Raw genomic sequence first — 17,833 nt, forward strand, 5'->3', positions numbered from 1 at the left:
TTTTAATACTCTTGCAACTATTCAATTGTAAATTTCAATGAACTTAAGCTTAGAACATCACTTCATTTTTCCAGATGGCTCTACTTTCATATTTGATTCTGCCATTTGTTCGACTCTCATTTAAAAGGGAAGTTCTAAATTCAAATCAATATTTTTTGGGATTTTCCATTTTAGCTCTAACTTATAATAAGTGAAACTTATGGAGAAACTATCGAGAAACTTAAATGGAAAAAATTTCTTTGAAGTTATATTTTTGTCTTCCATTATGTGTGCAGATTCTTCTAATTCTGAGGCCAATAGTATTTCATTCAAATAAACGCCATCTTTCATGCACTGGATTTGCATACTTGGTGGGTAAAGTATAAAGACTCATAAAAAGAAAGAAGGAAAAATAATGATTAAAAAGAAATTTATGCTGGGGACTATGTCTCTTTTAACCGCATTTACACTAGCAGCCTGCAATAATGCTGACGAAGAAATGAATCCGGCCGGAAGCGGAGATCAAACGGAAATGGATTCTAGCGGAGATATGAATACTGATTCTGAAGAAGATATGGATATGGATTCTGATGAAGGCACGAATGATGATTCTGGAGAAGGTATGGATGGGATGAACCACTCTGGCTCAGGAGAAATTCCAGATGGTTTAGAAGAGGCAGAAAATCCGACTTATGAAGTGGGCAGCCAAGCGGTGATTGAAGCGGATCATATGGAGGGCATGAGTGGAGCAGAAGCAACAATTGTAGGTGCTTTCGATACTACTGCATATGCTGTTTCCTTTACACCAACTACAGGTGGTGAACCGGTTGAAAATCACAAATGGGTAATCCATGAAGAACTCAAAGACGCTGGAGAAGAAGCGTTGGAACCTGGCGCCGAGGCTGTTATTGAAGCAGATCATATGGAAGGCATGGATGGTGCGATTGCAGAAATTGATTCTGCAGAAGAAACAACCGTGTATATGGTCGATTTCACACCAACGGCTGGTGGAGAAGAAGTGGTCAATCATAAATGGTTAACCGAAAGTGAACTTTCGGCTAAATAAAATCAACAAACCCCGGATTCTCGTAAAATGAGAATCCGGGGTTTATTGATTTTCGAAGTAATTACATGATTAATTGTTGATTGTTCTTGTTCCATGAACAGTGCAAAAATGTAGAACTCAAACCTATAGAAAACTACCGTGAATGTATCACATTGATCTATGTTGCCGGAGTTTTTTAAAATTCAATTTTTAATCCATATAACTACGGGCGAAGTTGCTTTTCATATTTATTATAGAAAAAGAGTACTTCCTCTACATATTCATCGCTTTGATTGTAATCGAAAATAGCATGCTCTAAATCTCCTGTTGCTGCTCCATTTTGAGATAAATAATTAGCGGCACTGTACAAAGCATCAGTTAAATTGTATGGATCAGCAATTCCGTCTTTGTTTCCATCAATACCATACCCCCCGTATTTACGAATTATAGAGGGATTTGTTTTTTCGCTCTTATTGATATTTCCTTGCCCTAGTCCTGTACAGCTTGGATGTTCCCAACCAACAAATGTGCATGGCATAAATTGTAGATGTCCCTCTGCACCAACCGGCGATAAAAGTGGATCCATGCTAGAAAATCTTGTCTCAACACGATGATGCGCAGCTAGTAAAGTCCAAGGGATTTTATACTCATCCGCAGCTTCTTGATATAGCGGAATGTATTCTTTAGGTATTTCTGGTTCAAACAGCTGATTTGTTAATTTTTCTAATACTTTATCGGGGGTTATTCCACTCACCCCTGTGAAGATACCTGTAAGCAAAATCATAAAGAGAGCAGCCATTAGCAATAAAAGAATAATTGGTCTTTTTTCTTGTCCTTTATGAATTTCTTTCAATTTCACTTTCATCTTTTTTCATACCTCACAGTAATATAAAATTCAGTACACCTTATTTATGGAATAATAAAGACTTAAATCCCAAGAATATTATTAATGAATTTTAGCTGATTTTTCTTAGGAACGTAAAGGTACAATACTGTTCTTCTCACTCTGATCATTCGAGATAAGAGCCGTTTTTTTTGGCCTTTTTAATTGTGTGGAAAAGGATTCAATAAGGCGGTCTTTTTGAAACATAGGTAATCGCTTTAGACTTTGCTTAAAACTTTAGTCTCCATATATTGGCTCTATTTACCTCTAAATCCCCTCGAATGCAAATGGTAATCATAACGTTATATTCCATAGCACTGGAACAGCTAGATCAATCGTTCATTGATTTAGCAAATCAAGTAGAAAACAAGACTTTCTCCGTTTCACATGATGCTTTCGGGTACATTGCGAATACGTATGGGTTTGAACAAGTTCCAGTTGCTGAGTTAAACAGCCAAGCAAACCCTCTCAGAAGGAACTGACGGAAGTCGTGGATCTTGCTAAAGAGAAGAACATCAAATACATCGCTTTTGAACAGAACATTTCTTCAAAATTAGCAGAAGTCATTCAATACGAGGTCGGTGCAGAAGCTGTTCAAATGCATAGCCTGGGTGTCTTGACTCTAGAAGACATTGAGAACAACGAGACCTACTTCACTCTGATGGAAAAGAATTTGGAAACATTGAAAACCATACTGAAGTAAAGAATGGTACCGCAAAAAGGGAGGACACTCTTAATAAAGTGTCCTCCCTTTTTGATTCCAATTCAAGGAACCTAAGTTTTTCCTTTTATCTTTATGTTACTTTATAGCCTTGATCCTCGACAGCTTCTTTCATGTTCTCTGAGGAAACTTTTGATTCGTCGTAGGTAACGTCCACTTTGCCGGAGTTCAAATCTACCTCTACAGCAGAAACTCCTTCTAAACCTTTTAATGCACCTTCTACTGACATTTTGCAGTGGCCACAAGTCATTCCTTTAACATCTAAAGTTTTTGTTTGCATATTTTCTCGACATCCTTTTCAAGAGATTTTAAACCAACTATTTCAGTTGATGCTTATTTAATAATTTTAGCTAAATGTTCTGTCAAACGAATCAGGTTGGATACAAATCCATTAATGGTCGAACAAAAAGCAATAGTAATTCTTACGGCAATAATGACACGGTATCAGCGAACATCGATGTTTCCGTGTGAATACACAACAGAGTCTATTGACGCTAAAATTTGATGTATCTACTCCCTTTTTTACTCGGCTTAATCAAAATCGTTTTCTCTACTATTTTACTTTTATTCTGAAAATTCCACGTAAATTATGCCACTTAAATACTCCAGTAAGTAATGGTGTCCAATATGCCTAAACCAATTAAAATTACTCCAGAACCCTTTTGCATGTACCAGCCCAGTTTTCTTCCCTTCTTCATCACAGCGCCACTAGCTCCGTAATACCAAATCAGAAAAATAGCAATGAATAATGGCACGGAAGTTCCGATGGCGAATAAACTCGGCAATACCACTCCATAGGATGTGGTAAGAACCACAGGCATTAACGTTACAAAGAACAGCACAAACATCGTCGGGCAAAAACCTAGCGAAAAACTGACACCCAGTAAAAAGGAGCCTATTTTCCTCTTTTTAAAAAACTTCTTTGGCAACTCAAAGAATGTTAAAGTCCCTTTTATCTTAAAAATTCCGAGCATGAAAATACCTACCACAATAAATAAGGGCCCCACCACTTTTCTGAACCAAGGGAAGTATATTGTGAGCCGGGACTCAAATTCATTTCCCAACAACCATACCAGTAGTCCCAGTCCTGTAAATACTGTAATCTTTCCTAATGCAAAAAAGACAACTTCAACCCAAGCGGTTTCCTTTTGCAGGGACTTATTCCCATACAGGGTAATGGCACCAATATTCCCTGTAAACTGACATGGAGCCATGGCTCCTACAATCCCGAGCAAAAAAGCAAAAAGGAGAGGAGTACCCATAAAACTATTTGAAAGAGTGATAAAAGGCTGCATCATGGTATTACTCATTTGACTGAAAAACCCGTACAATGGAATCCTCCTATCTTCCTTACGTTTTTGCCTTCTTCATGCCAAATGTCTCCAGCTAAGAGCTAAATTATAACAGGAGAGCTTCTTATGACAACTAGCCTAACACAGGAAACTGGCGATGTTTCTTCCAGGCAATAACGCTCGATTTACAAACGTTCCTAAGTTACGCGATGGGCATACCTCAGGAACAGATATTCCTTAGTTGATTCGCGTTAACTACTGGCTTCTCAATTGAGTTGCTCTTTATTTTCTAACCGTTCGACGTAATATAACAATCTACAATTCTCTATTTTTCCTTACAATGTTTTTCCTGCCCTATTATTCTTTAGCTTACCTAAAAACTTTCGATTTTCTGTGCAGATTCTTCTAATACTCTTCCCAATTGTGTTTCAGTCAAATAAACCCCATCTTTCATGTACTAGATATGCATATTTAATGGGCAAAGTGAAAAGCTCCATAAAAGAAAGAAGAAAAAGTAATGATAAAAAAGAAATTCAAGGCGGGAGTTATCGCGCTTTTAGCCGCATTTACACTAGGTGCCTGCAATAATGACGACGAAGGAATGAATTCGACCGAAAGCCGAAATCAAACGGAAATGGATTCAAGCGAAGATCTGAATACTGATTCTGAAGAAGATATGGATATGGAAGGGATGAACCATTCTGGCTCAGGAGGAATTCCAGGTTGTTTAAAAGAGGCAGAAAATCCGACTCATGAAGTGGGCAGCCAAGCGGCGATTGAAGCAGATCATATGGAGGGGATGAGTGGAGAAACAGGAGGAAAAGGCGGAAGTGTAGGTCACCTTCCGCTTTTTTGCCGCATTGCAAAATACTCCGTCACTTTTGCTGCATGATCGGTCTGGATGATATTGACGCCACGTTCAAGCAGCCATCCCCAGCCTTGGTCCGGGTCCAGTAAGGACATCGAATCGTCGTGTCCGGCATTTGCCCCGTCGTCCAGGGCGTTGCACCAGACGTTTGTGTGGGTTCTTATCTTCTGGACAGTTTCTTTGGAAATGGCTTTGTCATATTCCGAATGGAAAAGCACTTCGATGGCAGAAAGCGGGCAGTTTGCCAGCAGTTCATCAAGCTGGGAAAGATTGCTGTCATCAATCAAGTGCATATAGTGCAACATTCTTTTATGCGTCTGGAAAAATTCAAGCACTTTACCGACCGGTTCTCGGCTCTTCAAAAGAACTTCGTGAAAGGCATCTGCTTCGACCATGATTTCATATATTTCGTGGCGGAAATCCCATGATTTATCCGCATTCATCATCGCTTTGCCTTTCATCAGGGATAGCGCTTCCAAAAAGGTGGGGATTTTCTCACCAGTAAGATGTGCATGCGGTCCTCCGCTTCCTTCTTTAAGCGACAAGGACTGGAGATTCACGAGGTCAAAGGAAGACACTTCGCCGGTTCCATTTGTCATGCGATCAACGCTGCTGTCATGCAGGAGGACCAGGTGGCCGTCTTTCGTTTTCTGGAAATCCAATTCAACCAAGTAAATTCCTTCTTCGATGCAATTCTGGATAGCGGAAAGGGAATTTTCCGGAGCCGGACCCCATATCCCACGATGGGCGACGGTGTAGAAAGGATGCTCATTTTTGTGGAAAGCCGCCAGAAACTCGTCGTAATTGCTGAAATTTAAGAAGTGACTTCCCTGCATAATCTGATCCTCCTATCTCTTAACAATATATACCTTGCAGCAAGCGATCGGACACTCCAGAAGTTTATGGAAAGCACAGAAAGGCATTTTTGATTATCACAAGAAGAAGCGGCAGGGCAAAAATAGAACAAAAAAGGAGGACACTTTTTGATTTCAATTAAAGGAACTCAACTTTTTTCAATTATTTTTATGTTACTTTATAGCCTTGATCCTCGACAGCTTCTTTCATGTTCTCTGAGGAAACTTTTGATTCGTCGTAGGTAACGTCAACTTTACCGGAGTTCAAATCTACCTCTACAGCAGAAACTCCTTCTAAACCTTTTAATGCACCTTCTACTTACGTTTTACAGTGGCCACAAGTCATTCCTTTAACATCTAAAGTTTTTGTTTGCATATTTCTCCACCTCCCTTTTCTAAAAGATTCAAAGCCCACTATCTTTTTCGACTTTTATTTAATGATTCTTGCAAAATGTTCAGTCAAACGAACCAGGTTAGATACGAATCCATATTCGCTATCGTACCAAGAAACAGTTTTAACAAGCTGCTTGTCTCCATTTTCAATAATATCGGTTAATGTTGCATCAAAAACAGCACCTGCTGAAGTTCCAATAACGTCAGAAGACACAATTAGTTTTTCAGAGTATTCAAATGATGGATTCGCAGCTTCTTTCATAGCTTTATTTACTTCTTCAATTGTTACTTTTCTTTCTAAATTCGTATAAAACTCCACGATTGCCCCACCTAAAAGTGGTACCCTAACCGCTGTTCCATTAACAATTCCCTTTAGTTCCGGAATTACTCTTCCGACAGCTTTTGCTGCACCGGTAGATGTCGGAATTGCATTCATCGCTCCTGCCCGTCCGCGTCTCATATCCGACTTGGGACTGTCATGCAGTTTTTGCGAAGGTGTATAAGCTTTAATCGTTGTCATATAACCCGTTACAATCCCAAAGTTATCCTGCAGCACTTTTGCAACAGGAGCTAGATCATTGGTTGTACACGAAGCTGATGAAATTATCAAATCATCTTTTGTAATAATACCCTCATTAACCCCGTAAACGATTATTTTTGTTTCCTGATCTGCCGGAGCCGTTATAATTACTCTTTTAGCGCCTGCCTCAAGATGTACTTGAGCCTTATCGGCAGTGGTATACAAACCGGTTGCTTCCAGCACGATATCAATTTGTAGTTTCTCCCATGGTAGATTTCTTGCATCAGCTTCCTGATAACATTTAATTTCCTTGCCACCCGCAACTAGAACATTCTCATGTACCTCCACATCATGTTTTAACCGGCCATAAGTTGTGTCGAATTCCAATAAATAAGCCAAGTTTTCAGTGCTGGCTAAATCATTAACCGCAACCAGTTCCAGTTCCGAATCCGTGTCTAATAATCTTCTCAACGTTGTTCTGCCTACACGTCCAAACCCATTAATAGCAAGTCTTACCGTCATTTATTTTCCTCCTCTCATATGTATAGAAGCTTAGTTATTTCTCATCGATTCGCTATATATAAGCGCTTCTTTTGCAACATGAAAATTCTTCTTTTTGGATTAAAAAGAAGGGGTGAGTTTTGAGGTCGTCTTTCAGAGGATAGGTCATATCAAATAATAGAAAACCATAAAAGAAAAAGGAATCATCATGAGCATGCCCTGTAAAGGCACGCCCACTTATAATTCCCGAATCGATACTTTACATCTACTGAATACAAACCATGATTAATGGTTCTGTCATTTGAATCATTAAAGAATACTTGAGTGATTACTTTAATCATTTTCGCATCCAGAAAAAACTAATCAATCACTGGTGAAATACCGACAACTGGCTACATGACAATCGATAAAAGGGGATTTCTTGCTATTTCAAAAATGAAACTAGTGCCGTTAATGTACCCCTTATTTTTTAATGTCGTATCCCTCTAGTTCTCGCAAGCGCTCCCTGTATTCTTCTGTGCTGATTTCCCCGCGTGCGTAGCGCTCTTTCAGAAGGTCCAAGGCACTGGACGAAGAACGGTTCCCAATTTCTGCAGGTGGGGTTTTTCGCATGAAATAGACCACAAGCACCACGGCTAAAACAACAACTACTAGCAAGAAAATCGCCCAAAAGAACATATTACCCCAACTCCCATTATGCATTCCATAATTCCACATTGCTGTTTTGCTCCTTTCATGATGTATTTAACCGTACTCATCCTTTTTCAAAAACCTTAGCCTTAGATGATTTGAGGCAGCTGCAAGCCGTTCCAATTCAGATGTTTTCTTTATCATTATTATAACACTGAATATTGTGAATATTTAATTATATAGGAGAAGCCAAATTTTTTTGATGTAGAACAGTTGTCTATTTTCCGCAAATTAACTTTCATGGTCTAAAATCTTGTGTCCTGTCTCTGAATCTCAGTATTAAGAAAGATGGCATTATTGACATTGAAGCTCTATATTAAATTCCACTCAAAAGTAAATATAGAAGCTAAAATGTGTCAGTATTCACGTTTAGATTGAGGTCATACAATTCCAGTGCAGTTCCCTTCTTATATAATTTAATTATAAAATAATCCTTTTTTATTCATAAAAATTTCTCTGTTCAATAAACGTTCTTAAAATATATGTTTACAGAAAAAAAAGAAGTCATATAGTAATTGAAATCGCTTCTACACATACTTTGTGCTTAAACAAATTCTGTTGAAAAATGTCATTTAACTTCAACGATGAACGGGAAGGCAAGAATTCCTGTATCGGCAAAGTTAAACTCAGCCCATAGTTTGTATATACCGGCTTCTGGAAATTGAACGTGAAATTCCGGCTGGAGTCTTGACGGAGTATACACCGGAAGAAACTGTTTACCTTGTTTGTCCAATACCACTACATGCCCCGATGCCCCTAAATAAAGTACTGATGTCTCACCATGCAGATCAAACGACAAGGCAACCGTTTTTCCTGCGGTCAGTTCCGTATGCTGGAGCGTGACGGTCTTTCCATTCCATTCTTTGGTCAAACTGTCGTTTTGAGCCAGCGCGGACCAATTAATAGCAGGAATTTCTGCAGGCTCACCGACCGTTAACGGTATCGGTTCAATGATGTAAGCCAAGCTTACTGGAAGCATATCAGCAAAAATCAGGTAATTGCCTGGGACGAGTTCTATTTTCATCTCAAAATCTCCGGCTAGTGTTTCAATCGGATGAACATGGAAAAAGGTGTTTAAATTAGCGGTGACGATAATCAGCTGCAGATTCTTTTCATGCCCCTTCAATAACTGTACCCTGTTATTCCTGGCATCTCGAACTCGAAGGTTCAAAAGACCATCTGTGTAATCGACCTCTACATAGGTTTGGTTCATTTCGCGTGCTTGTTCGCTCTCCACAAATCCATACTTCTCCAACCAGAACACCTCCATATTTTTTATGCAAGAGTTTTAAACGCCTGTCGGTTTTCAAAAGCCTATCTAATAATCAAATTGAAAACCATTAACGTAATTCAATTGCCATCATTTTGCATGTGCAACCCAATTCAAAATCGAAAGTATCTGCAAATCCATTTTTCGAGTTTATCTATTATCTGTTTTTTCATTTCTCGAAGTGCATGGACTTGCTCAATTCCTCTGGGAAGAAATTTGACTTTGCTGCTGCAGAATCCACAAATAATCTTTATTTTAAAAGTATTTCTCCTTTCATCCGATTAAAATTGTATGTATTTCAATTTATCAGATAATTATGTAGGAAATGTGTAGAAAACTAAATTTATTCATTTGTTTCTCTTCTTTCCACAACACATTTTCTGGTTCTTTTACAATCAAGGTTTGAAAAAGATTCCGATGGCGCCAAGACAAGTTTATAGCCCTCCGTCTGAAGATATTAGAACCTTTCTATACAAGCCTAATTCAGTTCCGAATATCCCAAGTAAAAGAAAAAAACAGCATGCTTTGAATTCAAGCACGCTGTTTTCTCTATTATTGCAGGTAATTCATCGGATTGACCGCATTTGACCGCGCCCCGTTCCATGACCCAATATGAATTTCAAAATGTAGATGCGGACCGGTCGAGCGCCCTGTCGAACCAAGCAAACCGACCGTTTGCCCTTGTGAAACGGCTTGGCCAGCGGATACGCTGATGGCACTCATGTGAGCGTAAACAGTCGCATAAGATTGGCCATTGATCGAATGGGTAAGAATGACGACGTTTCCGTATCCACCCATCACGCCGGCAAAAGAAACATAGCCTGACGCTGACGCGGAAATCGGTGTGCCGGTAGCATTCGCAATATCTTGCCCTAAATGCGATTCAGCCCCTTCTCCGATGTCCCGTCCACCGTAGCCGGATGAATAACGCCCGGCAACCGGTCTGATAAACATCGCATTAGAAGATGGTGCAGGTGCAACTGCAGCTTCCGGGGCTGGGCTTGCCGAAGGGCTTGTTGCTTTCGGTGCGGGAGCAGCTGAAGCCTTGGATCTGTTGGCAGCTTCCCGAGCCTCTGCAGCGCGGGCTTCTTCAGCCGCAGCCTTCGCTAACGCCTCTTCTTCTGCCGCTTGAGCGAGTGCCTCTGCTTCATCTTTTGCTGTCGCTTGAGCGCGCGCTTCTGCAGCTGCTTGTGCTCGTGCTTCTGCAACAGCTTTTGCGCGTGCCTCTGCCGCCGCAGCTTGTGCCCGTGCTTCTGCAGCAGCTTTTTCAGCGGCTATTTTACGCAGGCGTTCTTCTTCCGCTTTTCTTGCAATTTCAGCCAAGCGGGCTTGCTCATCAGCGATTTGCTTTTCCAAGTCTTCGCTGATTTCGATCACTTCACTGAATTTAATCTCTAGGCTGCCTTTTTCTGTTGCTAATCTTTGTTGTTCGGCTTCCAGCTCATTGACCAGGCCAGCTTGCTCTTTTTTCTGTCCATCAAACGAAGCTTTTAACCCGACCAGTTCCGAACGGCGTATTTCCTGCTCCTTAAGCTTGCTTTCAACTTGCGCTTTTTGTTCGGCTAATGCTTTTTTGTCATCTGCCTGGTTTTGCATAATCTCACGATCCGCATCGATCAGCGTGTTGACTGCAGAAAAACGGTCAATGAAATCAACGAAACTATTCGCGCCCAGCAGGACGTCGAGATAATCGACTGATCCCCCGCTTAATTGGATGGCACGCGCCCGTTCCTTGAGCAATTCTGTCCGCTCAGCAATCTTTTGTTCAAGCTCTTCAATCGACTTTCTCAATTCATCGATTTCGGATTTTGTTTGATCAATTTGGGATTGCACCTGATTGATCTTTGCTTCTGTTTCATTGATTTGGGTATTCAAATTCGCTATTTTCGCGGCAAGCTGTTCCAATTTCGTAGCATTCTGATTGAGCTGCCCCTCTTTTTCATTGATGCCTGAATTCAGTTCGCTTTGCTGCTGCTGCGCTTCTTGCTTTTTCTCTTCTAATTTATCCAGGTTCTCCGCATTAGCCGTAGGGATTAAAATCGATAAGGCTAATACTGAAGATAAACTGGTCACCATCCATTTCGAAATCAAGTATCTGTTCCCCTTCCAAGATCTTTCTGATGCTGCTCCATATGATTGACGATCATGTCGAAATCTATTTCTTATGTATGGAAATCTATTAATTGGCATAGGATTGATTTTATGTCAGAATTCATTTTCCAAACCTTTAACCCACTAAGTATATCAGCTAAACCTCCGCCTCAGATTACAGCCGTGTATCAATTTTTACTATTTATGAAATATTTCTGTATTATTTTAACTATTTAAGTAATTGATTATCCCCCAGAGACCCGCATATTCCAAAAGTATATAGAAAACAAAACAGCGCTCCGAGGAAATGGATTTCCTCGGAACGCTGTAAGAGCAGTAATGTTTTCACTGCTCTTTTTAATCCATATAGAAAGGTATCTTAGTGGAGGCGCGTCAACGGGCTAGACGGAGCAATGAGACGAGTGTTCTTCTCGGCTTATTGCGTGAGTCATGCCCAAAGCGGCCGGAGCGGCATATAACTATTAACTTCTTTAGTTCAACTTATATAACCTCTGAAATTCCTCTTTTAGTTAGTCAGCCCATTCAAAATCGTATCGATATTCCATTCCATCATTTTGATATACGTATCGCCATCTTCTCCTGGCTTGCCGATTGAATCGGTGAACACTTTCCCTTTGATCTCCACGCCCGTTTCCCTTGATACCATTTCCATGCTGCGTGGATCGATGCTGGTTTCTAAAAATAAGCCTTCGATGTTCTGTGCTTCGATGATATCCAATACGCGCGTAATCTGCTTAGGCGTTCCTTGGTTTTCCTGATTGATTTCCCAAATGTATTCTGCCTGGAAATCGTACGCTTTGCTGAAATACTTGAATGCGCCTTCGCTCGTGACAAAAATGCGTTTGTCTGCCGGAATTTCACTATACCGGTCAATGGCATCTTGATGGAGCGCTTCTAATTCACTGATATAGGCTTCCGCATTCTGCTCGTATTCTGCTGCATGTTCCGGATCTATTTTGACGAAAGCATCCCGTGCATTTTCTGCATACTTGATGCCGTTTTGCACATCCAGCCAGGCATGGGGATCTTCTTCGCCTTCTTTGCCTTCAGTCGTCAAAAACATCGGCTCGACCCCTTTGCTCAATGCAAATACAGGGGCCTCGTCTCCTGATTTGCCCGCGGTGTCCATGAGTTTTTCAAACCAGGAATTCCCTGCTTCCAGATTTAAGCCGTTATAGAAGACGGCATCGGCATCGGTGGTTTTTTGGACATCCATTGGCAGCGGATCGTATTCATGCGGATTGGAGCCGATCGGAGCCAGGCTGTGAATTTCCACGCGGTCTCCTCCTACGTTGCGGACTATGTCGTAAATAATGGAGTAAGTGGTGACTACCTGTATTTTGCTTCCTTTTTCATTCGCTGAGCTGCTTTCGTTGCTTGAGCATCCAGCCAGCATAAGCAGGAAGAACAGGCTAATAAACAAAAACCTTTTATTATTTTTCATCGCTATTCTCCTCTTTTGTAAATTTAAGTTGGCGCATTGACCTGCTTTTTCTTGGCACTCAATTTTCTCCAAATCACGCCTTGTTTAGGGGAGAACAGGAAAGCCATAAAGAAAAGAGCGGTCGCTGCAAGCACAATCGTCGCACCTGAGGCCAAATTATAAGTGAAACTGAAATACAGTCCGATGACAGAAGCACTTGCTCCGATTGCGGCGGAAAGAAAAACCATCACCGATAAGCGGTCTGTCAGCAGATAAGCGGTTGCCGCCGGCGTGATGAGCATCGCTACGACCAGCACAATCCCGACTGTCTGCAGTGATGCGACGGTCACCATTGTCAGCAGCGTCATCAAGAAATAATGGATGAGCCGCACGGGAAGCCCGTAAACTTCTGCCATTGTCGGATCAAAAGAAGTGACGAGAAGCTCTTTGTAAAAAATATAAACCGACACCAATACCAGCACCCCGGTGCCGAGCGTGATCCACATATCCGAAGGCCGGACTGCCAATACGTTGCCGAACAAAATATGATACAAATCCGTGCTGCTTTCGAGTACCGTAATCAGGATGACGCCTAACGCAAACGCAGCTGTAAACATGATGCCGATCGATGTATCTTGTTTGATGCGGCTGTTTTGGCTGACAAAGCCGATTCCGATTGCGGTTAAAACCCCGGTAAACACAGCACCGAAGAAGAAATTAATGCCCAGTGCGTAAGCGATTGCCACTCCCGGCAGCACGGCATGTGAAATCGCATCGCCCATCAACGCCATGCCTCTTAAAATGATAAAACAGCCGATGACGCCGCAAATGACGCCGACCATGATGGAAGTCATCAAGGCCTTTTGCAAAAAGTCGTATTGGATGATTCCTTCGATAAAAGCCATGATCAACCCACCCCGACTTCATGCAGAAAAGCTAATTCCCGTTCGTACGCTTTCAGGATGATTTCCGGACGCAATACTTCCTGCGGGTTTCCGAAATGAATGACCTGCTTGTTCAGCAGCAGCAATTGATCAAAATAATCATTCGCTTTGCTTAAATCATGATGGATGACCACGACCGTTTTCCCTTGATCTTTTAAATTTTTCAAGAGGTGGATGATCGTTTCTTCGCTGGAAACGTCAATCCCGACAAAAGGTTCATCCAAAAAGAACAGGTCGGCATTTTGCGCCAGCGCTCGTGCGAGAAAGACACGCTGCTGCTGTCCCCCTGATAATTCCCCGATTTGCCGGTCTGCAAATTTCTCCATGCCTACTTGTTCCAGACACGCGTAAGCCCAGTCTTTTTCTTTTTTCTTTGGACGCTTGAATAGCCCCAGGTTCGGATAGGTGCCGATTAAGACGGTATCCAAAACGTGGATGGGAAAATCCCAGTCAAACTCGCTGCGCTGCGGTACGTACGCGATTTTTTTGCGGTTTTCTTTCAACGTGCTTCCCAATATCTCGATGCTGCCTTTGTCGATCGGCACGAGATTCAATAATGCCTTCAACAGAGTCGATTTCCCGGCACCGTTTGGTCCGATGATCCCTAATATATTTCCTTGTTCAACCCGTAAATCAATTTCTTGAATCGCCGGTTTGCCGTGGTAAGAGACGTGGACATTTTTTAATACGAGTGCAGAAACCATTTTATTCCCTCCTGACATTATTTGTTGTTAGTTGAATTATTTTTCCCAAAGGAAACTTTTTAATAGTTTATTCCTTTTTCGGATAATTGTAAATAGAAAAGATTCTAGGCTTTCAACTTTTCTTTACCAGACAAAAAAAGCACAATCGGCTTAAAATTGCCGATTGTGCTTTTGCTTATCAAGGAAAGTGCGGCATTTATTGACGCTGCCGATAGGCGTTCTGCCCGCTTCTTCAACCATTGATCTTATTTTCTTATCCAATCAATCTGGCGGCGTCACGGTGATCACTACGCTTCCGCGTTTATGCCCGGTCTCCACGTAACGATGAGCCGCAGCCATTTGATCCAATGAATAACTTCTGCCAATTACCGATTTAATCTTTCCTGCCTCAATTAATCCTTTCAAGAAAAGCAAATCTTCTTTGCGCATCGGTGCGAGTCCGCCTTTTAATTTCTTGCCGTCTCCTACGGATGTCGACATCATGCGGGCAAATTGCGGAAGCCCCGCTACTGGAGCCAGATAAATCCCTTTTTCCTTAAGGGAGCTTTTGCAGCTTGAAAACGACTTATTGCCAACGGTATCTAAAATGAGATCGTAGGACTTGCCGTTTTTGGTGAAATCCTCTTTGGTGTAATCGATAGCCTGATCGGCCCCCAAGGACTTCACAAGTTCTATATTCTTGGTACTGCATACAGCAGTAACTTCTGCACCGAAGTATTTGGCAAGCTGCACCGCATAAGTGCCTACTGCACCGGAAGCTCCGTTAATAAGCACGGTTTGCCCTTCCCGAATATGCCCCTTATCCCTCAGAAAGAACAAAGACGTCGTAGCCCCGAAAGGAACGGAAGCGGCTTCTTCGAATGTCATATTGACCGGCTTCAAGGCAATTGCCCCTCCTTCTTTTAGGCGTATAAATTCCGCATTGGCCCCGAGGCTTGTTCCGGTTCCGGCAAATACCAAATCCCCTTTTTCAAATAAGCTTATGTCTTTTCCAGTCGCTGCCACTTCTCCAGAAAGCTCAGATCCCAATATCCCGACTCTTGGCGTTTTGAGCCCCCAAAAAAATCGCACAACAAACGGATCTGCCCTTCGCACTTTGCAGTCCCCGGATGTTGCCGTCGTTGCATGCACTTTTATCAGAACTTCGTCGTCTTTCGGGATCGGTTTTTCGACTTCTCTCAGCTCCATCACTTCAGGCGGACCGTATGTTTTGTGGACACTGGCTTTCATAGAGAAACTCCTCCTTCATTGATTGTTTTTATCGGTTCGATTGCAGGTATTTTCTTGCCTCTAAGCAATAGCCAGATGCCCAGCGCTAATTCCCCTATGGCTCCTGGTATGGCTACGATGAGCACAAATACTATCTCGTAATCGGCGTAATTGGCCAGCAGAATGTTTGCAAAGCTGTCAATCATGTAACCCAGGCCTGCCAGCATCACCAAAATCCCCAGAACCTTCGGCATAAAGCCGGATTTAAAAACCAAATATCCGATGAGAAGCAAATGAATGCCAAAAAAAACGAGTCCAATAATCCAACCGTTAGAAAAGGCATCCATCAGCAGCATGACCTGCGTCTGCAATTGGCTCGTTTCCAATGCCACTCCTTCTTTTAACAACTGCAAAACGTTCAAAAAATTGAAGATGGCAGCCCCTAAAATCGCGCTATAGACCAACCTGAATATCGCCGCTAACAAAGCAAGGTTTTGATCAACTCGTTTCAATAAAACATAAAGTGCCCACGAAATGATGATATCCAGCACAAGCACGATGACAAAACTGGCGATAGCTAAACGGAAGGACAACTCATTGGCTGTGATGTTGGCTGCGGTCGCAGCTCCATCTCCCGGAATAATCAGCCCGGCAAGGACAAAGAAATTCGCATACACAGCGATTAACGCTAGGAGCACCAAGCTATAACCCACAACCCGGGCATAGAAAAGCGGTGTTTTTTCGGCAAAATCATTTTTCATTTTAACCCCTCCAATTCATCGTTTTGGATTCTATGTATACGGAATAATATGACAGAACGGCGAATGCTGAAGGAGTCCATCTTTTACCTTTAAATAAATCAGAATATTCAGAATAAATTCAGTTTCAGATTATACCTTATCGGCATATTTAGCAATTATGAATACCCTTTTTTCTCTTTCCAACTGATGCTTTATAAGCTTAGTTCATGATGAGCAATGCCATTCAACGTGATTTGGTTGCCGGCATAAAAAAACGGAAATACATTCCCCAGAAATTTATGTTCCGGGGAATGTATTTCCGCTGCATATGGCAGTCCTTGATAGTCAGACTTGTTTGGAATTGTTTGGAATTGTTTCTTTCCAGTGGATGCAATTCAAACTATTTTTTACTGATTTTATAAGCATCCACTTTTTTCATCGTGTCGGTCCGGTATGTTTCAAATGACAGGCTGTCCGGCGTGATTGCGACATTGGTGAACGTCGGCACTTCCAATTGTGCTTTGACCGCAACATACGGCTCTTTGCCATCCGCCAAATCGTAGAACTTGCTGCCGCTTGATGAATTAGCCGTAATGTAGACAGTTCCTTCCGGAGACTTGGCCGCACCCCCTTTAACCGTTTCACCTTTCAGCGGTTTGAAGTTCTTCATTTGATGGGTTCTCGCATAGGAATGGTCATGGCCCATCAAAACGGCATCGATATCGAGCGCATCGATTGCTGGCACAAGCCCTTCCCGCAGCTTCAGAATCTCGTCTTCCTCTGCGTGCCCGCCGACGCTGTAGATGGAATGGTGGAATACGACAATTTTCCATTTGATGGCTTGATCTGCTGTGTCTTCAACCGCCTTTTCCATAAACTGCACATGCTCTTCGATGTTCCCGCTATTGGTATTCAAGTTCATGAACAACACATCGCCGTATGTGAATGAATAATCGCCGCCCGCATTCCCTGAATCCTCCAGCTCCGTCTCGTTCGGAACATTGAAATGGTAGCCATAGTATTTTGCATTGTCGTGATTGCCGATGGTTGTTGCAACAGGGAGCTGCTTCATGATGGCCGGCGCGAAGTATGCGCTGTAATCCTTCTCTGATTCCGGATCATCGACCTGGTCTCCGACAGATTGGATAAAACTCGTTTCCGGATATTTGCTGATGGCCTTTTCCAATGTATCCGTCCAATTATTGCGGTCTTTCGACAAGAACCACGACGAACCGATCTGCGGGTCTCCCATCAACAGGAAATTGAAACTTTCGGTATCGCGGGTTGTAAAGGTGCTTGTTTCATACCAATGGCCTTTTCCATCCCCAATGCGGTATTCGTATTGTGCTTCTGCCACAAGGCCAGTAATTTGTGCTTCGTTGCCGGAAAATCCGCTCGCCCCTTCTTTTAGCTCAGCCGTTACGGTTTGAGTTCTCTCTTCCGCATCAACGCGTCTAACTTCCAATACGCCCGGCGTTGCCGTTTCGGCCGTATACCAGGAGAAGTTCATTTCCGTTTCATCCTGCCCGGGTGCCATCGATACATCAGTGACGACGGCATCGTGGCCCCCAGCTTGTGCCATGTTCATCGCTGCAGCCGAACTTCCCAGTACCAGCGACAGAAGAAGTGCAGCCATGCCTTTTTTGATTGAACGGTTATTGAATATTTTCATGATAACCACCACA

Annotated in this window: 16 protein-coding genes and 2 pseudogenes; 3 read left to right on the forward strand and 15 right to left on the reverse strand. The window is 42.3% G+C overall.

The window, feature by feature from the left end:
* Positions 1-394: 394 nt before the first annotated feature.
* A complete protein-coding gene (locus QMA09_RS04465; protein ID WP_290212170.1) occupies positions 395-1,045 on the forward strand; it encodes a YdhK family protein in 651 nt (216 codons plus the stop codon).
* Between the two features lie 202 nt (positions 1,046-1,247).
* Here QMA09_RS04465 and QMA09_RS04470 read toward each other — a convergent pair whose 3' ends face one another.
* The gene (locus tag QMA09_RS04470; protein WP_290212171.1) at positions 1,248-1,889 is read right to left on the reverse strand and encodes a lytic transglycosylase domain-containing protein; all 642 of its coding nucleotides are present in this window, start codon (positions 1,887-1,889) and stop codon (positions 1,248-1,250) included.
* Between the two features lie 305 nt (positions 1,890-2,194).
* Here QMA09_RS04470 and QMA09_RS04475 point away from each other — a divergent pair.
* Positions 2,195-2,610: pseudogene (locus QMA09_RS04475) on the forward strand (metal ABC transporter solute-binding protein, Zn/Mn family).
* Between the two features lie 91 nt (positions 2,611-2,701).
* Here the strand turns inward: QMA09_RS04475 and copZ are convergent.
* Entirely contained in the window at positions 2,702-2,908 is a 207-nt protein-coding gene (gene copZ, locus QMA09_RS04480; RefSeq protein ID WP_290212172.1) for a copper chaperone CopZ, read from the reverse strand.
* Positions 2,909-3,224: 316 nt separating this feature from the next.
* Positions 3,225-3,959 carry an urease accessory protein UreH domain-containing protein gene (locus tag QMA09_RS04485; RefSeq protein WP_290212173.1) on the reverse strand — a complete coding sequence of 245 codons (735 nt, stop codon included), beginning with the start codon at positions 3,957-3,959 and terminating at the stop codon, positions 3,225-3,227.
* Between the two features lie 478 nt (positions 3,960-4,437).
* On the opposite strand from QMA09_RS04485, the gene QMA09_RS04490 reads away from it, so the two are divergent.
* The gene (locus QMA09_RS04490; RefSeq protein WP_290212174.1) at positions 4,438-4,812 is read left to right on the forward strand and encodes a hypothetical protein; all 375 of its coding nucleotides are present in this window, start codon (positions 4,438-4,440) and stop codon (positions 4,810-4,812) included.
* Here the strand turns inward: QMA09_RS04490 and QMA09_RS04495 are convergent.
* The 12 genes and pseudogenes from QMA09_RS04495 to QMA09_RS04550 all read right to left on the reverse strand — a co-directional run bounded on the left by QMA09_RS04495 (position 4,758) and on the right by QMA09_RS04550 (position 17,820).
* Positions 4,758-5,624 carry a glycerophosphodiester phosphodiesterase family protein gene (locus QMA09_RS04495; protein WP_290212175.1) on the reverse strand — a complete coding sequence of 289 codons (867 nt, stop codon included), beginning with the start codon at positions 5,622-5,624 and terminating at the stop codon, positions 4,758-4,760. The genes QMA09_RS04490 and QMA09_RS04495 overlap by 55 nt on opposite strands.
* Before the next feature lie 187 nt (positions 5,625-5,811).
* Positions 5,812-5,949, reverse strand: a pseudogene (locus tag QMA09_RS04500) (cation transporter); the annotation flags it as partial.
* 123 nt (positions 5,950-6,072) lie between these two features.
* Positions 6,073-7,077: a type I glyceraldehyde-3-phosphate dehydrogenase gene (gene gap, locus QMA09_RS04505; protein ID WP_290212176.1), complete on the reverse strand. Its 1,005-nt coding sequence runs from the start codon at positions 7,075-7,077 to the stop codon at positions 6,073-6,075.
* A 441-nt stretch (positions 7,078-7,518) separates the two neighbouring features.
* Positions 7,519-7,773 (reverse strand): SHOCT domain-containing protein, encoded by a 255-nt coding sequence (locus QMA09_RS04510; RefSeq protein WP_290212177.1) that lies wholly within the window; start codon positions 7,771-7,773, stop codon positions 7,519-7,521.
* Between the two features lie 541 nt (positions 7,774-8,314).
* Positions 8,315-9,001: a hypothetical protein gene (locus QMA09_RS04515; protein WP_290212178.1), complete on the reverse strand. Its 687-nt coding sequence runs from the start codon at positions 8,999-9,001 to the stop codon at positions 8,315-8,317.
* 567 nt (positions 9,002-9,568) lie between these two features.
* Positions 9,569-11,107 carry a murein hydrolase activator EnvC family protein gene (locus tag QMA09_RS04520; protein WP_290212179.1) on the reverse strand — a complete coding sequence of 513 codons (1,539 nt, stop codon included), beginning with the start codon at positions 11,105-11,107 and terminating at the stop codon, positions 9,569-9,571.
* A gap of 526 nt (positions 11,108-11,633) precedes the next feature.
* Positions 11,634-12,572, reverse strand: a complete 939-nt coding sequence (locus tag QMA09_RS04525; RefSeq protein WP_290212180.1) for a metal ABC transporter substrate-binding protein — start codon at positions 12,570-12,572, stop codon at positions 11,634-11,636.
* A gap of 23 nt (positions 12,573-12,595) precedes the next feature.
* Entirely contained in the window at positions 12,596-13,456 is an 861-nt protein-coding gene (locus QMA09_RS04530; protein WP_290212181.1) for a metal ABC transporter permease, read from the reverse strand.
* Positions 13,457-13,458: 2 nt separating this feature from the next.
* A complete protein-coding gene (locus QMA09_RS04535) occupies positions 13,459-14,199 on the reverse strand; it encodes a metal ABC transporter ATP-binding protein (protein ID WP_290212182.1) in 741 nt (246 codons plus the stop codon).
* A gap of 261 nt (positions 14,200-14,460) precedes the next feature.
* The gene (locus tag QMA09_RS04540) at positions 14,461-15,429 is read right to left on the reverse strand and encodes an NAD(P)-dependent alcohol dehydrogenase (RefSeq protein ID WP_290212183.1); all 969 of its coding nucleotides are present in this window, start codon (positions 15,427-15,429) and stop codon (positions 14,461-14,463) included.
* Positions 15,426-16,169, reverse strand: a complete 744-nt coding sequence (locus tag QMA09_RS04545; protein ID WP_290212184.1) for a DUF4386 domain-containing protein — start codon at positions 16,167-16,169, stop codon at positions 15,426-15,428. Before QMA09_RS04545 ends, QMA09_RS04540 begins: the two co-directional genes overlap by 4 nt.
* Before the next feature lie 379 nt (positions 16,170-16,548).
* Positions 16,549-17,820 (reverse strand): purple acid phosphatase family protein, encoded by a 1,272-nt coding sequence (locus tag QMA09_RS04550; RefSeq protein ID WP_290212185.1) that lies wholly within the window; start codon positions 17,818-17,820, stop codon positions 16,549-16,551.
* Between the last annotated feature and the right edge of the window lie 13 nt (positions 17,821-17,833).

The organism is Planococcus sp. APC 3906, assembly GCF_030407685.1.
Lineage (GTDB): Bacteria > Bacillota > Bacilli > Bacillales_A > Planococcaceae > Planococcus > Planococcus koreensis.